This is a genomic window from Rhizobium zaerense (assembly GCF_051810725.1).
Classification (GTDB): Bacteria; Pseudomonadota; Alphaproteobacteria; order Rhizobiales; family Rhizobiaceae; genus Rhizobium; species Rhizobium leguminosarum_I.
Genome location: NZ_CM132690.1, coordinates 4,080,075 through 4,096,525, shown reverse-complemented (window position 1 = coordinate 4,096,525; position 16,451 = coordinate 4,080,075). Strand labels below are relative to the sequence as shown.

17 protein-coding genes and 1 pseudogene are annotated in these 16,451 nt (G+C 59.2%); 15 read left to right on the top strand and 3 right to left on the bottom strand.

What is annotated here, in order from left to right; translation table 11 throughout:
* Window positions 1-15: 15 nt before the first annotated feature.
* From ACS4RR_RS20160 to ACS4RR_RS20135, 6 genes are all read left to right on the top strand, one after another.
* Window positions 16-762, top strand: a complete 747-nt coding sequence (locus ACS4RR_RS20160) for a glucose 1-dehydrogenase (RefSeq protein WP_456189226.1) — start codon at window positions 16-18, stop codon at window positions 760-762.
* Between the two features lie 540 nt (window positions 763-1,302).
* Entirely contained in the window at window positions 1,303-1,605 is a 303-nt protein-coding gene (locus ACS4RR_RS20155) for a hypothetical protein (protein ID WP_017963329.1), read from the top strand.
* Between the two features lie 20 nt (window positions 1,606-1,625).
* Window positions 1,626-2,720, top strand: coding sequence for a sialidase family protein (locus ACS4RR_RS20150; RefSeq protein WP_456189225.1), 1,095 nt, complete (start codon window positions 1,626-1,628; stop codon window positions 2,718-2,720).
* Window positions 2,721-2,859: 139 nt separating this feature from the next.
* The gene (locus ACS4RR_RS20145) at window positions 2,860-3,426 is read left to right on the top strand and encodes a hypothetical protein (protein WP_017963331.1); all 567 of its coding nucleotides are present in this window, start codon (window positions 2,860-2,862) and stop codon (window positions 3,424-3,426) included.
* Window positions 3,419-3,835 (top strand): phage holin family protein, encoded by a 417-nt coding sequence (locus tag ACS4RR_RS20140; RefSeq protein ID WP_170278680.1) that lies wholly within the window; start codon window positions 3,419-3,421, stop codon window positions 3,833-3,835. The genes ACS4RR_RS20145 and ACS4RR_RS20140 overlap by 8 nt, the downstream gene beginning before the upstream one ends.
* Window positions 3,835-4,848, top strand: a complete 1,014-nt coding sequence (locus ACS4RR_RS20135) for a DUF3618 domain-containing protein (protein WP_170261900.1) — start codon at window positions 3,835-3,837, stop codon at window positions 4,846-4,848. The genes ACS4RR_RS20140 and ACS4RR_RS20135 overlap by 1 nt, the downstream gene beginning before the upstream one ends.
* Before the next feature lie 359 nt (window positions 4,849-5,207).
* On the opposite strand, the gene ACS4RR_RS20130 is transcribed toward ACS4RR_RS20135, so the two are convergent.
* Complete coding sequence (locus tag ACS4RR_RS20130) at window positions 5,208-5,756, bottom strand: BA14K family protein (protein ID WP_162119048.1); 549 nt, start codon at window positions 5,754-5,756, stop codon at window positions 5,208-5,210.
* Between the two features lie 501 nt (window positions 5,757-6,257).
* Here ACS4RR_RS20130 and ACS4RR_RS20125 point away from each other — a divergent pair.
* The 4 genes and pseudogenes from ACS4RR_RS20125 to ACS4RR_RS20110 form a co-directional block, all read left to right on the top strand.
* A pseudogene (locus ACS4RR_RS20125) lies at window positions 6,258-6,401 on the top strand (CopG family transcriptional regulator); the annotation flags it as partial.
* Between the two features lie 133 nt (window positions 6,402-6,534).
* Complete coding sequence (locus tag ACS4RR_RS20120; RefSeq protein ID WP_456189224.1) at window positions 6,535-7,098, top strand: hypothetical protein; 564 nt, start codon at window positions 6,535-6,537, stop codon at window positions 7,096-7,098.
* A gap of 194 nt (window positions 7,099-7,292) precedes the next feature.
* Window positions 7,293-7,523 carry a hypothetical protein gene (locus ACS4RR_RS20115; RefSeq protein ID WP_456189223.1) on the top strand — a complete coding sequence of 77 codons (231 nt, stop codon included), beginning with the start codon at window positions 7,293-7,295 and terminating at the stop codon, window positions 7,521-7,523.
* A gap of 666 nt (window positions 7,524-8,189) precedes the next feature.
* A complete protein-coding gene (locus tag ACS4RR_RS20110) occupies window positions 8,190-8,837 on the top strand; it encodes a hypothetical protein (protein ID WP_222387403.1) in 648 nt (215 codons plus the stop codon).
* 48 nt (window positions 8,838-8,885) lie between these two features.
* On the opposite strand, the gene ACS4RR_RS20105 is transcribed toward ACS4RR_RS20110, so the two are convergent.
* The gene (locus ACS4RR_RS20105; RefSeq protein WP_456189222.1) at window positions 8,886-9,776 is read right to left on the bottom strand and encodes a LysR family transcriptional regulator; all 891 of its coding nucleotides are present in this window, start codon (window positions 9,774-9,776) and stop codon (window positions 8,886-8,888) included.
* Window positions 9,777-9,880: 104 nt separating this feature from the next.
* Here ACS4RR_RS20105 and ACS4RR_RS20100 point away from each other — a divergent pair, with 104 nt between their 5' ends.
* The 3 genes from ACS4RR_RS20100 to ACS4RR_RS20090 all read left to right on the top strand — a co-directional run bounded on the left by ACS4RR_RS20100 (window position 9,881) and on the right by ACS4RR_RS20090 (window position 12,667).
* Window positions 9,881-10,750, top strand: a complete 870-nt coding sequence (locus ACS4RR_RS20100; RefSeq protein WP_456189221.1) for an SDR family oxidoreductase — start codon at window positions 9,881-9,883, stop codon at window positions 10,748-10,750.
* Window positions 10,751-10,787: 37 nt separating this feature from the next.
* Complete coding sequence (locus tag ACS4RR_RS20095; protein WP_456189220.1) at window positions 10,788-11,261, top strand: AtaL-like protein; 474 nt, start codon at window positions 10,788-10,790, stop codon at window positions 11,259-11,261.
* 467 nt (window positions 11,262-11,728) lie between these two features.
* Window positions 11,729-12,667, top strand: a complete 939-nt coding sequence (locus tag ACS4RR_RS20090; protein WP_170281642.1) for a sialate O-acetylesterase — start codon at window positions 11,729-11,731, stop codon at window positions 12,665-12,667.
* Window positions 12,668-13,662: 995 nt separating this feature from the next.
* Here the strand turns inward: ACS4RR_RS20090 and ACS4RR_RS20085 are convergent.
* Window positions 13,663-14,355: a type 1 glutamine amidotransferase domain-containing protein gene (locus ACS4RR_RS20085; RefSeq protein ID WP_170281643.1), complete on the bottom strand. Its 693-nt coding sequence runs from the start codon at window positions 14,353-14,355 to the stop codon at window positions 13,663-13,665.
* Window positions 14,356-14,476: 121 nt separating this feature from the next.
* Here ACS4RR_RS20085 and ACS4RR_RS20080 point away from each other — a divergent pair, with 121 nt between their 5' ends.
* Entirely contained in the window at window positions 14,477-15,409 is a 933-nt protein-coding gene (locus ACS4RR_RS20080) for a LysR family transcriptional regulator (RefSeq protein WP_017963344.1), read from the top strand.
* A 303-nt stretch (window positions 15,410-15,712) separates the two neighbouring features.
* Complete coding sequence (locus tag ACS4RR_RS20075) at window positions 15,713-16,183, top strand: hypothetical protein (protein ID WP_017963345.1); 471 nt, start codon at window positions 15,713-15,715, stop codon at window positions 16,181-16,183.
* Window positions 16,184-16,451: the final 268 nt, after the last annotated feature.

Sequence of the window (16,451 nt, the reverse complement as noted above, 5' to 3'; positions counted from 1 at the left end):
CTGAAGGAACGAGAAATGGCTAAGCTCACAGGAAAGGTCGCTGTCGTTACGGGCGCCTCCAAAGGCATTGGCGCTGCGATTGCCAAGGCACTCGCAGCGGAAGGTGCGCAAGTGGTGGTCAACTACGCGTCGAGCAAGGCGGGAGCCGACGCCGTCGTTCAGGCGATCGATGCAGCCGGCGGCAAGGCCATCGCGGTGCAAGGCGATGTTTCAAAGGCAGAACAGGCGCAGGGCGTGGTCGATGCCGCGATCAAGGAATTCGGCAAGCTCGACGTGCTGGTCAACAACTCCGGCGTCTATGAGTTCGCCCCTATCGGCGAGGTGACAGAGGAGCACTATCGCCGCATGTTCGACGTCAATGTTCTCGGCGTTCTCCTGACCACCCAGGCGGCGGCCAAACATCTCGGCGAAGGCGGCAGCGTCATCAACATCTCCTCGGTGGTCACCAGCCTGGGGCTGCCGGCCTCGGCCGTCTACACCGGCACCAAGGAAGCCGTGGAGGGCATCAACAGCGTGCTTGCCAAGGAGCTTGGCCCGCGCAAGATCCGCGTCAACGCCATTCTGCCGGGCATGGTCGAGACTGAGGGCGCGCACTCGGCTGGCGTCATCGGCTCGGATTTGCAGCAGACCATGGTTGCCCAGACGCCGCTCGGCCGCATCGGCCAGCCGGACGATATCGCCGACATTGCCGTCTTCCTCGCTTCCGACGATGCCCGCTGGCTGACCGGCGAACGATTGACCGCCAGCGGCGGTTTTCGCTAAAGCAGGATGATTTGACGCCGGGCCGGCCTCAAACCTGAATCCTGTTCTGAATTAGACAGCTGGAGCATGATGTTATCAGCGAACCGCTCACACGTTTCGGCATCATGCTCTGGTCGTGCATGCGCCTTCACAGGGCGCGCGCGATCAAGTCTGCCGGGTTTCACGAAGGGGCGGAACTCACCGATTGCTTGGGTCAGCTCTTCGTCCGCGCCGCAAGGGCATCGGAGACGACGGTAATCGAGGCATCGCAAAATGGTCGCCAACTGCTCGCAGAACGCGGACGGCTGCCCAGATGCGTTCGTCGAAGGCACGCCGCAGATAGGTGACATCGCCTCGTGGACCTTGCATGAATTGCCGCGGCGGTCCGGTGCACACCGTTAACGAGAGAACGACCGCCCGTCGCCACTTCCTCGTCCTCCGACCGGATATCCGTCAATTCGGCGGCGAGGGGAGCTGCCACCCTATGGCAAGGCGCCAGATTTCGAGCTGGGCCGGAACCTCGTCGGGCCTCCGAAGTTTGCGGGACGAGGAGAATTCCACATGCATCTGATACAGTTGTTTATTCCGGCAGCGCCGCAAGCGGCGATCGACATCGAAGACATTATCGCGATGATTCAGCGCGAGATGACGGAGCGCCATGGCGGGGCGACTTCATACCTCAATTCCCCGGCAAAGGGCTTTTGGTCCCATGGCGAGGGCACTGAAGAAGATACGGTCATCGTCATCGAAGTGATGGTGAACAGTCTCGATCGGGCCTGGTGGCGCCAATACCGGCGCAAACTCGAACAGTTGCTCGCCCAGGAAGAATTGCTTGTGCGGGCACTTCCAGTCGAAACGCTCTGACCGACCGTCTGGAAGCCTCCATGGAGACGCAGTTCCGCAATCTTGAAATCTATCGCAGACGCGGCGAGTTCGCAGGCTGGCCGGCAAATTATGGTCTCTGGTCGTGGGGCGACGAAATGGTCGTCGTCTTCGCGCGCGGCAAACTCGGGGCGAAGGGCGAGCTGCACGAATTGGACCGCAATTACCCCTTCGTACCCTGGCAGGCACGCAGCCTCGACGGCGGACTGACATGGATAGACGAGCCGTTCTGCGGCCACCTGCCGGGTGGGCTCTCGCTTTCGGCCGACGAGCATCTGAACGCCGAGCTCAAGGTCCGTCCCCGTCTGTCGGTCCGTGAAGACCTCTGCTCGATTGACGATCCCATAAACTTTCTCGACTCCGAGACGATCGTCATGTGCGCCAGAACCGATGTAGAGGGCAATGCTGTCAGCTGGTTCTATATCAGCCGGGATCGGTGCCTGACATGGCAGGGTCCGTTTCGTTTCACCGGTTTGCACCTTCCGATCTCGGCACGCACCGATATCGTTCCTCTCGGCAGGAACGATGCACTCTTCATGCTCAGCACGTCCAAAGACGACGGTACGGAAGGCAGAGTGTTCTGCGCGCGCACCGTGGACGGCGGGCGCAGCTTCATCCTTCAAGGTTTTGTCGGCCCGGAACCTGAGGGCTATTCGATCATGCCGGCGTCGACGGCACTGTCCGGAGGCGCCATTCTGACGCTGACGCGCTGCATGGGCAGAGGCGGTGGCAAGGGTTGGATAGAGGCCTTCACCTCCCGTGACCAAGGGAGGACCTGGACGCAGGAAGGCTGCATCGTCGAAAACACCGGCAGCAATGGCAACCCGCCGGCGCTCGGGCGGATCGAAGGCGTTCTGGTGCTCGTTTACGGCCACCGTGATCTGCCATTTGGTATCAGGATGCGCATGAGTTTCGATGATGGCCGGACATGGGGCGCCGAGACGGTCATCCGGAGCGACGGCGGCACGGCTGATCTCGGTTATCCCAAACTCGTACAACGCGGCGATGGATCCCTGCTCGCCGTCTACTACTTCAACGATGGCGACAGGGAAGAGCGTTACATCGCGGCGTCTATCGTCACGCCTGCCAAAGATTAAGAACATCACAATCGCAGTTTTGAGCCCCATCATGTCATCATGGGCCGAAGAGGAACGTTTCGGGCGCGTCCGGGGAACAAAGCGGGCCATCCATGGTTCGGGGCTGCGGCAGTTGCCGGCACGAATTGGGAGGTTCGAAATGCAAAACGATTTTACAGATTCGGCAGGGCGGAGCGCGTCCGCGCAGACCCCGTCCTCATCCCCAGGTTCCGGCTTCTCGCCGGGAACGCGCACGTCCATTTCCGATCTGGAGGCGAAGGTGAGCGAGGATGTTTCCGCCGCCAGGGAAACGATCAGGGAAGGCGCCGACACCGCCGTCGAGAAAGCCAAGGAGGTCATGTCCGAACGCACCAACTTTGCCGCTCGCCAGATCGGCGGAGTTGCAATGGCGCTCGAGAAGGCTGGCGCCGAAATGCAAAACTCCGGTCAGGCGGAAGTCGGACGATTCGCCAAGCAAATCGGCCGGAGCGTGCAGACCGTCGCTCGGCGGATGGAAGGCAAGGACATCGGCGAGATCGCCACCATGACCGAGGATTTCGGGCGCAAACAACCGCTCGCCTTTCTCGGCATCGCCGCACTTGCAGGCCTGGCCGCAAGCCGGTTCCTGACAGCGTCCGCGAAAAGGCAAACAGCTGCCGCGCCGCGCGAACCATCGATTGGCCTTCGCCCCGGCACCGCAACGACCGGAGGCGAGAACAATGGCTAAATCTTCAGAGAACATACCTCTCTCCGAACTCGTCAGTGGCCTCGTTGGTGATGTCACGGGCCTGCTCCGCAAGGAAATCGATCTTGCCAAGACGGAGGCTTCGGAAAAACTTTCGCAGGCGCTCAACGGCGTGGAGATTCTCCTGTTTGGTTTGGTCCTGGCAATCGGGGCGGTCGGCGTCCTGCTGAGTGCCCTTGTCGGCGGTCTCGCCGCCTTCCTCGTGACAAAGGGTTTTACCGAAACCACCGCCGGTGCACTCGCCTCGTTGATCGTCGGCATCGTCATTGCCGGCATCGCATGGGCAATGGTCTCCCGGGGCCTCTCCGCGCTTCGCGGCAACAACATGGCACTGGATCGAACTGCAACCTCGCTTCGCCGCGACGTTAATGTTGTGAAGGACAAAATCTGATGGAAAACTCAATGGAGAAAACATCGGCCGAGCTTCAGCGGGAGATCGACCAGGACCGCCGCCGCATCGGGGACCGGATTGACGCTATCCAGGAACGGATGTCGCCGGGCCAGTTGGTCGACGAGGTGATTGCCTACACCAAGGCAAGCGGCGGCGGAGAGTATGTCAGCAATCTTGGCCACGCCCTCAAGGCGAACCCTCTGCCGGTAGCCCTGATGGGCGTGAGCCTCGCCTGGCTCATGGCAAAAGGCAGCCCGTCCTCAGGCGATATGGCGACCTGGAGGGAGGAGGATGCCGAATACCCGCTCTATCCGGCGACCGGCCGGGTCCGCAGGATCGGTCCGCCGGCCATGGAAAACGGAGCGCGTTACAGCCACTTTGCCGACGAATCCGGCAAGAGGCTGAAAGCCTTGACCGACGAAACAGGGGGGCGTGCCGGCCATTTCATCGACGAGGCAGGCAAGACCTATCGCGGCTTCGCCGACGCCAGCGGAAAACAGATCAATCAGATCGCCGACGAGACTGGTGCAATGCTCGACGCGGCAACCGGCTGGGCGGCGGAGAAATGGGAGCAGGCGAAAAACGCCGCGAGCGACCTCACCGCTCGTGCGTCTGGCGCGGCGAGTTCGCTATCGAGCCGATCCTCTTCGGCGGCGACCAGTCTTCAGGAGCAAACGACCAAGCTCAACGAGGCGATCCTCACCCATTTCCGCGACCAGCCGCTGGTTGGCGGAGCCCTGGCTTTCGCGGTCGGAGCGGCGATCGGCGCGGCGCTGCCGCACACTGACACTGAGGATGAATGGATCGGGGAAGCCGCAGACAGCGCCAAAGACACCCTCAGCGATCAGGCGCAGGACGTCGCCGCGCAGGGTAAAGAGGTGGCGTCGGAGGTCTATCAAAAGGCTGTGGACGTTGCGTCCGATACTCATGATGCCGTCAAGGAACGCGTGGTGGATGAAGCCGAAACTTTCATAAATCGCAAGGACAGCTTGGGCGGAACCAATGGCCGGTAGAACGATGGCGAGGACGAGATGCAGGTTAGGCCACTGACCGGCCTTGTGCGAGGGCTTCCTCCAGAAGTGCGAGGAGCTACATAGCATGGCGCGAAAAAGTGTCCGGCGCTTTTGCGACGATGCTTGGTGGTCTGTAACGACCGGTGCAGCGCCGAGAGTCGACGGCGGCGTCGTGGACTCGCTCGTCTAAGCCCGATCAAAACCCACGCCGTGGTCACCGGCTTCAGACGTAGAAGACCGCCAGGCTGCTGAATCTCTCACACACTTCAGCGGTTCAAATCCCACTTGGGAAAGGCGAAGAATCCGATACCGGCGCTTCGGAAAAAGCGCCGGGTGGTCACCAAGCACGCCCGCAATCATCAGTAGGGCGAAATGCACGCACGCCGCGGACCGTAATAGGGCTGGAAGGTGTTGTCGTAAGCCCTGTAGGAACGGTAGCGCGCATAGCACCAGCTCGTATGTCCGTTGCCGCCACTATAGACCTGGCTGTAATAGCGCGGCGCGTAGTAGCGTGGACGGTAAAGGGTCGAGCCGTAGTAGCGCGGCGCACCGTAATAGGGCGATCCGTAGTAGCCCTGGCCGTAGTAGCCCTGATTGTAGTAGCCCTGACCGTAGTAGCCCTGGCCGTAATACGGCTGCGCCAGCATTCCGCCGATGATTGCGCCGGCCGCGAGCCCGCCGAGTCCCCAGGCCCAGCCGTTGTTACTACCGTGGTGTCCATGCCCGTAGTAGCCGCCATGCCCGTAGTAGCCTCCATGGCCGTAGCCGCCGCCGTGATGTCTGTACTGGACCGGCTGCGCCTTTGCGGCTTCGATCTTCGGTATGGAAACGGTGGGAAACGCCATGGCCGGCGGGACGCTCGTCAGCGCCGTCACCAGCGACAGGGTAACGATTGCTAACCTTTTCATTGGCTCATCTTTCCTTCTACTGCACCGCGCGTCGCGAGGCGGCGCGCAAGGGCGTTTCAGCCCTCTAGGTAAACTGGCGAATTATACTCTAAAATCGACTTTGATTCGAGGAATTATGCAGGGAGGCTTTCTTCGACGGCGAGCCCCCGGCGAAAGCACGCCCCCAACCCTCCGTCATCTCATATGAGCCGGTGCGCGCTGCATGAAACATGCAACGCGGGGCTCGTCAGTCTCGATGTCGCGGAACGGCTTAAAATCAAATGTGAATAAACATGTGGACTAAAAGGCGCCCATGCGCACGGCATCAATGATTTGCGCCATAATGCGACCTGCAGTCACGGAAACGACCGCTCTGACAAAGCGAACTGGTCGCCCCGAGACTGCTGGCGCTACGCCCGCGTGAGGAGAGGATGGCTGCAACCATCCTCTCCTTTCGGTAAAGTTACCGTGCAATATGTAGGGCGGTTGCGCAACATGCAACGTGTCGATATCCACGGTTCCATGCGGACGTTCGTCCGCGCAACCAACTGGAATACTCGCGAGATGACCACTCCCCACCCCGCCACCCTCCTTGAAGACGCCGCCGATCGTATCGGAGATATCTCGCGAGCGGATCTCCAGATCATGCTTCGCGAGGCCGCGCTCGCCTGCGCAAGGCCGTAATCAATCGCTCTCGAGACCTGCTAGCATTGACATTGGAGCGTGACCTCAGCATTGCTAAATTGATACTTGCAGGTCATGCTTCAAATGCTGCGCCTGTACAAGCTTCGTGGGATAAATGTCTTTTTTGGCTTTGCCGTGGGTCATCGGCCCAATTCCAATTGTAGTAACAGTTTGGGCTGCTTACGCTTGCGGTATCGCTGTAGCGACGAAAACGCCAACCAGCGGCGACGCATTTTTAGGTGCCTTACTCCTTCCAAGCGGTCTGACTGCGATCGCGTGTCAGTTAGTTCTTTCTAATCAGAACATTGCTATTCTTCTAGTAGGCAGTCAGATAATCTCAAGCCTATGCTGGTTTATTGTAATGCATGTCAGCGGTTTTCGCTTCACACCGATTGCAAACCTTGAAACATCCAATGAAAGTCATCCGGGATCCCTAAGATTTTTTGTGATTAGTTTGTCTAGCTACATTATAGTCAATGTGGTTGTCTGGAAATTTACTGGTTCTGATCGCTGCACTATTGGGAAATGCTTTGTTTATGAGTGGGCGCTAGGGAGAAAAGACCGTGTGTTTGCAGGGTTGTACTTAGGGATTTCATTTGGAGCGCTCGTGTTAATTGGAATATTTGCTTTCCTTTTTCGAGCATTTCTCAAATTTTACGCGACCACTTTTCCAAAGTAGAGTGGACTTGCCGCGGACTCGAGCTGTGGTGATGGAACGACCTGCCTCGGGCTATGCTTGGCTAATCGCCTAAACTTTTAGATGGAGCATCAGCATGCCGAGTCGCGCGCAAATGACGGCTCACTGCATATCCACTTTTCTATATCGGGAAGTTGAAAGCTAAGCAGGAGCAACTTTTCCGGAGCGACCCCGAATTGGCCCAGCTTCTCGACATTGTTGCTGAGGTTCTAAGCGAGCACGTAGTCAGCCTGGCCGATGAAATAGCCGAACTGGAATACGAAAAGTCGTCACATTTCGGCTTGATGCCGCTCTCGGGGCCGCCGTCGGGACTTCGTATGGCAGATAATTCGGTCGCTCAGGCGACGCATTCTCTCGACGAATGGTCATGTGGACGAGACGGCTTGATCCAGCTGCGCCACCGCTGATAGGCTTCGGATATTGGGGAGTTTTGTAGTGGTTGCGGGGGATCGACTTGTACTGTGGATCTTGTTCTGCGTGGTGGGCGCCTATTGCGCTCACAACTGGTATTGGTTCATCAGGTCGATCATCTTCTACAGTAGAAACGGCTTCGATTTCAGCGAAGATTTCGGGCCTGAGGCGTACTGGTCCGAGCGTGGGGGTGATGATGATAGCCTGCTGATGAAGCCGAAGGAGAAGTTCCTAATCGCCGGGCCTGTTTTCGTTGTAGTGACCTCGGTAATATTGACTTTCATAGTTTTAGGTTTGATGGGAATTATTTAGCCTTGCGTCGGTTGCAGGCCCGTAGCTGTTGAACATTATTCCAGTTCACAAACGGCCGCGATATCCTGCACATCATATGCGCAGTCGCCGAGGGCTTGGATGCTAGCTACAGCACTGCGACGTCCCTTCTGGTGCTCGAAATCGCAAATGAAAAATCTGGTCAAAGAAATATGACCGCATCCTCCGCGTCGACACCTTCGAGACCGTTGCCGGTACTCCGCTTAATCCTGCTCTGCGGCTGGTGCTCTTTGATGGCAGGGATTTTTCTATGGTCAGTCCACCCGATCGCGTACTACAGTTGGGACCTCACAGCTGTCCTTATGTGTTTGTGTTGGTTTTCGGGTCCGCTAATGGCTTTTGCCATTTCGGCTGGTGCACTTATTCTGGATCAACCGGCTCCTCGCTTGATGAAGCGAGCCGTCGCTGTGCACTTCGGGGTGAGTCTGTTTGCTTGTGTAGTGGTGTTGGTGACAGATCAGTTTATTCCCGCCAACGGACTGTTTATAGTGCTGGCTGCGCTGGTCGATCTGCCGATCCTTGCGCTCGCGCCAGGCCGGATCGATAGCCCGAGGGCGGACAAACTGCTACACATGGTGGTGGTGTCGTCGGTTGCTGGACCTATTGCCGGCCTATTTCTTTGGTCCGCCCTCAACATCAAGATTGTGGAGTGGCGTGCAATCGCTGTCGCCGGTTCACATCCCTATTGCGTGCAGGTGCCCGAGGATTATCTCGGGCGGTACGAGGCAGTCACCCAACGGGCTGAATTGGCGGGTTTGACGATGCAGACACCGTTTACAAACGGCGGTGGCTCCGACGACTACCAGTTCGCGTTTCACGCAGTGCTCGTGGTCAGGAAGGGTGGTGGGGACGAGTTCTACAACTGGTCCTACTTCGCCCAGAGCTTCGTCCCCGTTTCCGACCGAGCGAGAAAGGGACTCGCTCTTTTTCGGGCTGATTGTGAGCCAATCGTTGCTTTTTTCGACGAGCTTGATCGTTAGCAGTTGTCATGGAATGGTAGAAAACGCCCGGCTAGCAAAGCGCGGTCATCACCTGCCGATATAGGCGGCCAGCTCGTCAGCCGTTCCATTGGGGAATGCCTGTTTGAGAAAGTCCAGGAACGCCGACACGCGCGCGCTGAGCAGCCGCCGGGAGGGGTAAAGCGTCCAGAGGGTGACCTCGGGGGCGTCGATCTCCCCCCAATTGACCAGAGTGCCGTCAGCCAGGTCGTGGCTCACCAACGAAATCGGAAGACGGCCTGCGCCGACGCCGGCGCGCACCGCATCCCGGATCGTGATGAGCGTTGACAAGGTGAGGACCGGCTCGATTTTGATCGTCGCCCGGCCGCCTGATGTCTTCACCTGCCAAGTCTGCGCTTCGGATGCGCCACGCGCGACCCCGGGAGCGGCGCGTCCGCCGGTCGGGCGGGGAAGATCGGGGCTTGCCACCACAACCAGCCGATCATGCAGAAACGCACGTCCGACCAGGCTCTCGTCGGGATTTGGATTGACCCGGATGACCAGATCGTAGCCTTCCTCGATCATATCGACGGACCGGTCCTCACTCGTCACCTCGAGCCTCACCTCCGGATATTGGAGGGCAAAGCCGGCGGCGATCCTGCCCATCGCGGTCTGGGAAAAATGTAGAGGTGCGCTGATCCGCAATCTCCCTTTGGGCTTCTGACCGCCTGAGGCAATCGCTGCAGCCGTCTCGTCCAATTCGGCGAGCAGCGCCGCCGTCCGCTCGAACAGCGCCCGCCCTTCTTCGGTCAGCTTCAGGTTACGCGCACCCCGTTCAAACAGCCGCAGAGCGAGAGCGCTTTCCAACTCGGCGACGCGGCGCGACAATGTCGCCTTCGGCCGGCCGGTCGCCCGTGCGGCTTTGCCGAAGCCGCCATGGCGGGCAACAAGATTGAAATCGGCAAGCGCGAGAAGATCCATATCCGTTCCACCAGTGAGACTGTCTGTCTAAAATCGCCGTCTATCGGACTGCCAGTGAACCATACATATTCCGGGTGTCAAGCAACCCAATACGGAGAAAGACCATGACCATTCTCGTTACCGGTGCCACAGGCAATGTTGGCCGCCAAGTCGTCGAACACCTCGTCAAGCACGGCGCCGATGTCCGCGCTCTTGTCCGCGATCCATCGAAAGCGGACTTCCCGGCTGGCGTCAGCGTCGTGCAGGGCGAGTTCCTCGATGTCGACTCGCTGCGCAACGCCATGTCGGGCGTAACGACGCTGTTCCTGCTCAGCGCCGTGGTGCCGGACGAATTCACCCAGGCTTTGATTGCGCTGAACGTCGCCCGATCGGCCGGCATCGAGCGGATCGTCTATCTCTCGGTGATCCACGCCGACCTCTACGTCAACGTGCCGCATTTCGCCGGCAAGTTCGGCGTCGAGCGGATGATCGAGCAGATGGGTCTCAAGGCGACGATCCTGCGCCCGGCCTACTTCATCCAGAACGATCTCACGGTCAAGGATGTCATCACCGGCTACGGCACCTATCCGATGCCGATCGGCGCCAAGGGTCTCGCCATGATCGACGTCCGTGATATCGCCGAGATCGCCGCCCTTGAGCTGCTGCGCCGCGAACAGTCTGCAGAGCCGCTGGCGCTCGACCGGATCAACCTCGTCGGTCCGGAGACGCTGACTGGGGCTGGTATTGCCGCCATCTGGTCTGACGTGCTCGCCCGCCCGATCGCCTATGGCGGCGACAATACCGAGGCCTTCGAGCAGAACCTCAAGCAGTTCATGCCCGCCTGGATGGCCTACGACATGCGCTTGATGGGCGAGCGTTTCCTGACTGACGGAATGCTGCCTGAGACGGGCGACGTCGAGCGCCTGACAAAGCTGCTCGGCCGGCCGCTGCGCTCCTATCGCGCCTTCGCGTTGGAAACCGCTGCCTCTTCCTGAGGCAGCAACGGCGATCTAATCCAAAAGGAGTATCACCATGATTTATTCCACAGCCACAGTTCCGGTGAACCCGCACGGCGAAACCCCTTTGACACGCGCCGGGGCCTGGCAAGGTCTCGAACGCAAGGCACGCGACGCCCGGCTCTTTCTTCCCGTCGGTCTCTGCACCCGCTGCGATGTCGTCGAGGAAAGCCCGACCCATTTCGTACGCGAGGCGACGATTGCCGGGCAGGATCTGCGCGAGATCATCACCCTGGACCCGCAAAGCAAGGTCACCTTCTTCCAGGCGACGGGGCCACGCGAGGGAGCGATCGTCAACGAGCTGTTCGAGGATGAAGACGGTCAGCTGCAACTGCGGTTCTACTGCTATCTCGGCCTGCGCGGCAAACGGCCGAACGGCCCGGAAGAGCAGGCCGAGCAGGCACAATTCGATGGCGAAACGGGCTACAAGGCCGCCCTTCTATCGACACTGAAGCGGACCCGCGAACTGCTGGCAGAGGGAAAGCTCTGAACGCCGCCGGAACCGCAAACAACAGGGTGGCCTCTTGACGAGGCGCCCTGCCTCGCGTCGCACAAAATGGTGCGGTCGATTTCGAAAGATGCGTCAGGTGTGGCGCGCAAGATCGGTTGGCGGTTGCGCAACATTAGTGGAAATGCCTCGTAACCGGTCTTCCGCTCCCACGGGGGTCTCGCCGCCCAATCTCTGATCGCCTTTCCATGGACGGGGAACGGCAGTTTCTCCATCGAGCTGCATGCTGCATGGCAGGCACGATCTCTCACCCAACCGGATGAATTGCAATCACTCGTACGGTCTATAGTTTAGAGCAGGTTTCCGGCGAGCCCACGCGAAATTGTCGTCGATTGGGGCTCGCCGGAAGCAAGCAGATGTGGCTGGCGTAAAGGAACCTTCATGGCTGGAGCAGCCTTGAGCGCTCCGATAGGCTTCATGTCATCGGATGATGATTAAAGGGCAACGACATGCGCAAAACGATGGCAGCCGGCCTAGCCGCCTTGATCGCCATTTATTTTCTCGGCGGCATGAGCGCGAGACATGAGATCTTTCCGTGGCCACAACTTTCCGCGCTGAAGAAAATGGTTGGCGGAGAGAAGCCGGCGGCTCCAAGCCGTTATACTTTCGACGACAAGGCGCGACTCATCGGGGATGAATCAAAAACGCCTGTGACCTGTCCGGCTCAGACTGACCGAACGGCTGTCTTACTCATTCTTGGCCAATCGAACGCGGCCAACGACGGTGGGCAACGGCACACGTCAAATTATGCCGCCCGCGTTGTAAACGCCTTTGACAAACGGTGCTTCGTCGCGGCGTCGCCACTTCTTGGATCGACCGATACAAAGGGAGAGTACTGGACGCTTCTTGGGAACAATTTGATCGCATCGGGACAAAATGACAGCGTCATCCTCGCACCTCTCGCATATTCCGGATCTGAGGTCGCACGATGGGCGACAGGCGGTGACCTCAATCCTGTGCTGGTCGACACAATGAAACAGCTTCAGGATTCCGGTTATCGGATAACGAGCGTCCTCTGGGTGCAAGGAGAGAAGGATCTCGTCATGGGCACCACTGCGGAGGCCTATCAGAAACATTTCACATCGATGGTCGACACGTTGCGTCAGCACGGCGTCGAAGCACCCGTTTACATTTCGATTGCATCGAAATGCCTCGAACCGAGCAACGGCGGCTTCAAGGAGCATATTCCAGACAATCCGATCGTACGGGCGCAACTGGCCCTGTCAAAAAGCGGCCACGGCATCCGAGAGGGGGTAAATTATGACGCGTTGCTCGATGGAGAAGACCGCTACGACGATTGTCATATCGGGGGCTCAGGCGCGGAGAAAGTGTCGGGGGCCTGGCTGAACCTTCTGCGCGGCGATCGCCGCCTGGAAAGCTCTCGATAGTCTTGCCTGAACCGATTTTCGCTCCTTCGCGAGCGTCGGCCTCTATCCAGCGGGCGATATCTCCACTCCAATGACCTTTTTGCATGCGCTCCGCTGGCGAGCGAATATGTGCAAGTGACCTCCCGGATGCGGAATTTCGCGACGTTTTGAAACCGCCTTGAAAACCATTCAACCGGCTGCCACTCCGCTTCTGGCGACCCTGCGAAGTGCCTCAAAGACCTTGCTTCGGAAAGGGTTCGCCAGCAAGTGGAGCTCAAAGCAGCGGAATGATTGGTTCGGATGATCGTCAGATCCAGAGTGGCCGCCCAACGTACAGGAGACGCAATGCTTGGGGTATAGCAAGTGATCGCTGAGCGGCCCGCCCCAATGATACAAAATATGACTCAAAGTTGAAGTAAATTTCTATTTTCGTGCGAAATCGAACAATGTATCCTGTAGTTGAAATATCGAATCTGTGGATAACGAATTTCATAAAAGTAATATTTATTGCAAGGACCCTGAGGTTGTGCGAGTAGTCATTCCAACGCTAAGAGGCGTTATTCCTAAAAACCACCCCTCTTCTTGATCCCCGCTCTTGCGGGGTTTTCTTTTTCTGGCTCGGTTAACCTCCGCTAACCGAGCATATTAGAGATCTATCCACCCAACGGTACGGAACCGCGCAGCAACTTTTTCCGGCTATCTGCCGTTAGGCATATAGGATCGCACAGGTGGCCCCATGCGGGGCCGTCCGCCATCCCTTCTTTCGCCCTGTGCGATCCACCTTTCCCAATTGCCTCTGCCTCGTTTCGGCGGGGCTCATTTTCGATCTGCGGCGAGCAATGAGTGGTGCGATCCGTGCGGAAAGAGCACCGGGAACCTAGCCGGCCCCTTTCTCGTTAGATCGGTAGGAAAGCACGGGTGTTCCTCCTGCGCGATCCATGAACTTGCCCCGTCTCGGCGGGGGCTTTTTTTCGATTCGTGCGCCGCGGAAACACCGGCGCCGCCAGGCATGTTGATCAGGCGGCCTTTGCCGCCGCCACGGCGGCAAGCAGGATGCCGGCAGTCTGCACCGATGAACCGGGGTTCTGACCGGTGATCAGGAGGCCGTCCCGCACGGCATAGGACGACCAGTCATCGCCGCTGGAGTAGATGCCGCCATTCTCCTTCAACATGTCCTGGACCAGGAACGGCACCACCTGGGTGAGGCCGACGCCGTCTTCCTCGGAATTCTTGAAGCCGGTGACCTTTTTGCCCTGAACCAGCGGCGTGCCGTCGGCAGCCTTGACGTGGCGCAGCACACCTGGTGCGTGGCAGACAAAGGCGACCGGCTTGCCGGCCTGATAGAGCGATTGGATGAGGGCGATCGAATGCTTGTCTTCGGCGAGATCCCACAGCGGGCCATGGCCGCCCGGATAAAACACCGCGTCGTAGTCGGCATGGGAGACCGAAGCGAGCTTTACGGTCGAGGCGAGCACGGCTTGGGCATCCGGGTCGGCATGAAAGCGGCGGGTCTGGTCGGACTGGAAGTCCGGTTCGTCGCTCTTCGGATCGAGAGGCGGCTGTCCGCCCTTCGGCGATGCGACGGTGATGTCGGCGCCGGCTTCGAGGAAGGCATAATAGGGAGCGGCGAACTCTTCGAGCCAGAAGCCGGTCTTCCGGCCGGTATTGCCCAGTTGGTCGTGCGAGGTGAGAACCATGAGGATTTTCATCTGGAGATCCTTTCGAGGCAGATGTGATCGGGTGCTTTCGATGAGGGGATTATGCCTTGGCCATTCTCATTCCGGAAATTTATTTCTTTGATTTAAGATATGCGTTTGGCAATATATCTTGATGAAGTACGACCTCAACCTCCTACCTGTCTTCCTGGCGCTCATGGAAGAGCGCAATGTCACGCGCGCAGCTGAACAACTGGGCATGACGCAGCCGGCCGTCTCCAACGCCTTGACCCGCCTTCGCGATACGCTGCGCGATCCGCTCTTCATCCGCGAGCGCTACGGCATGAAGCCGACTGAGATGGCAGAGGCACTTGCTCCAGTGATCCGCGGGGCCTTGGCGAGCCTCGATGACGTCATTCTCGGTCAGCAGGCGTTCGATCCGGCGCGGGCGACACGGCAGTTCACCATCGCCCCGAACAGCTACGTCGAGTTCGTCCTGATGCCGGTGATCGTGGCGCGGCTGCGCGAATGCGCTCCCGGGATCAGGCTGCGCCTGACGCCCTTCGGCAATGATCTGGCCGAGACCGGCGCGATATCGGGCGCGACGGAAATGGTGCTCGGACGGATCGTCGAGCCGCCGGATAACATGGTCGTGCAGCATCTCATGGATGATGGATTGGCCTGTGTCGTGCGCAAAGATCATCCCGAGATCGCCGAAAGCATCTCCGAGGAACAGTATCAGCGGCTGCGGCATGTGAACGTGCTTCCGCCCGGCCGGATGCGCGTCGGCCTGTTCCAGATGCTGCAGCAGGCCGGCCTCAGGCGCGACGTCTCGGTCTCCGTCACCCATTTCCTGGCGGTCCCGGAAATGGTGGCCGTCACCGACTATTGCGCGACGCTGCCACGGCTGATCTGCCATCGCCTTGCCCGCGACCCACGTCTCAAAATCCTGCGCGCACCGGTCGATCTCGGCAGCTTCCCGGTCGAGCTGGCATGGCATGTCCGCTATCGAAACGATCCGGCCCATCGGTGGTTGAGGTCGTTGATATCAGAGGTGGCAAAGGAAATCTCCGACGCTGCGGTGGCAGAAGCGATGACTGGAAACTGAAAGCGCGTGTTCGAACCTCGGCGAGGCCTTCATGGGCGAAATTACGGGCAAAAATCGGTGTTGATGGCACCCGATCATGTGGGGATACGTCGCTGTTCCCCCTGCAGACGCCACGCAGCACTCCGTCCTCCACGGGCTTGACCCGAGGATCCGCTCTGGCCTCGCTCAGCCGCCGGCATGGATTCCAGGCTCAAGGCCTGGAATGACAGAGGGTGGGGGCGTCTTGGCCGGATCCCCAGGATTCGTTTCAGCCTCGCGCAATCGAGACGAAATAGACACGCCTGTGCATAAGGAAAGATACCGATGCCGAGAGCGTTCCTGAATCCGCACATGCGACTGGGCTTCACAGCAGTTTTTGCTTTATTGGTTATGGGTCTCAGGCCAGCAGCCGGATTGCCGCGATGCCCTCCTCAGGATGAACTGCTGGCGAAAGCGGAGATCGTGGTTGAGGCGCGCGTGAAATCGCTATCGATCGGCGAATCCGGTTTGCTTCTGACAGAAAATTTTCCGTCGCGGATGGTGAGAGCAGATTTGGAGATCAAGAGAGTTATCAAAGGCAAATTCCTGGGAAAGGAGGCGACGGTGTACGGTATCCTGTATCCCCCAGGGCCTTTCATGGAGTTGACCGCGATGGCGTTATCTTACGGTCTCGATGACCGTGACACCTTCGAATGGGAGCTTTCGCGCCACGAAATCGGTAATGATGTGGCGTTGTTTTCAATGAACGCCTGCAGCTATCACAAATTCCCCGACTGGGCAGTTGCTCCCCGCTGATCGACGGGGTCACATCGCAATTGGCGCACGTCGGCTCACTCGCCATTCATGAGACGACGGGAGATAAGCCGTGCGGGCGGGCCGGCGGACGCCGACCGCCACGAACTTGGAGACTCGCGCTCCGATCAGCTCAGGCCCGCTTCGGCGTATCCGGCGATGTTGGCAATGGACGGCGCTTCCGGCATTTGCGCCTGGTCGCGCTCGCCGTTTCCTTCCTCACCCAGAATGCCGCGCGGGCGAAGGACTCGCCGTACGCGCTGCCGCGCGC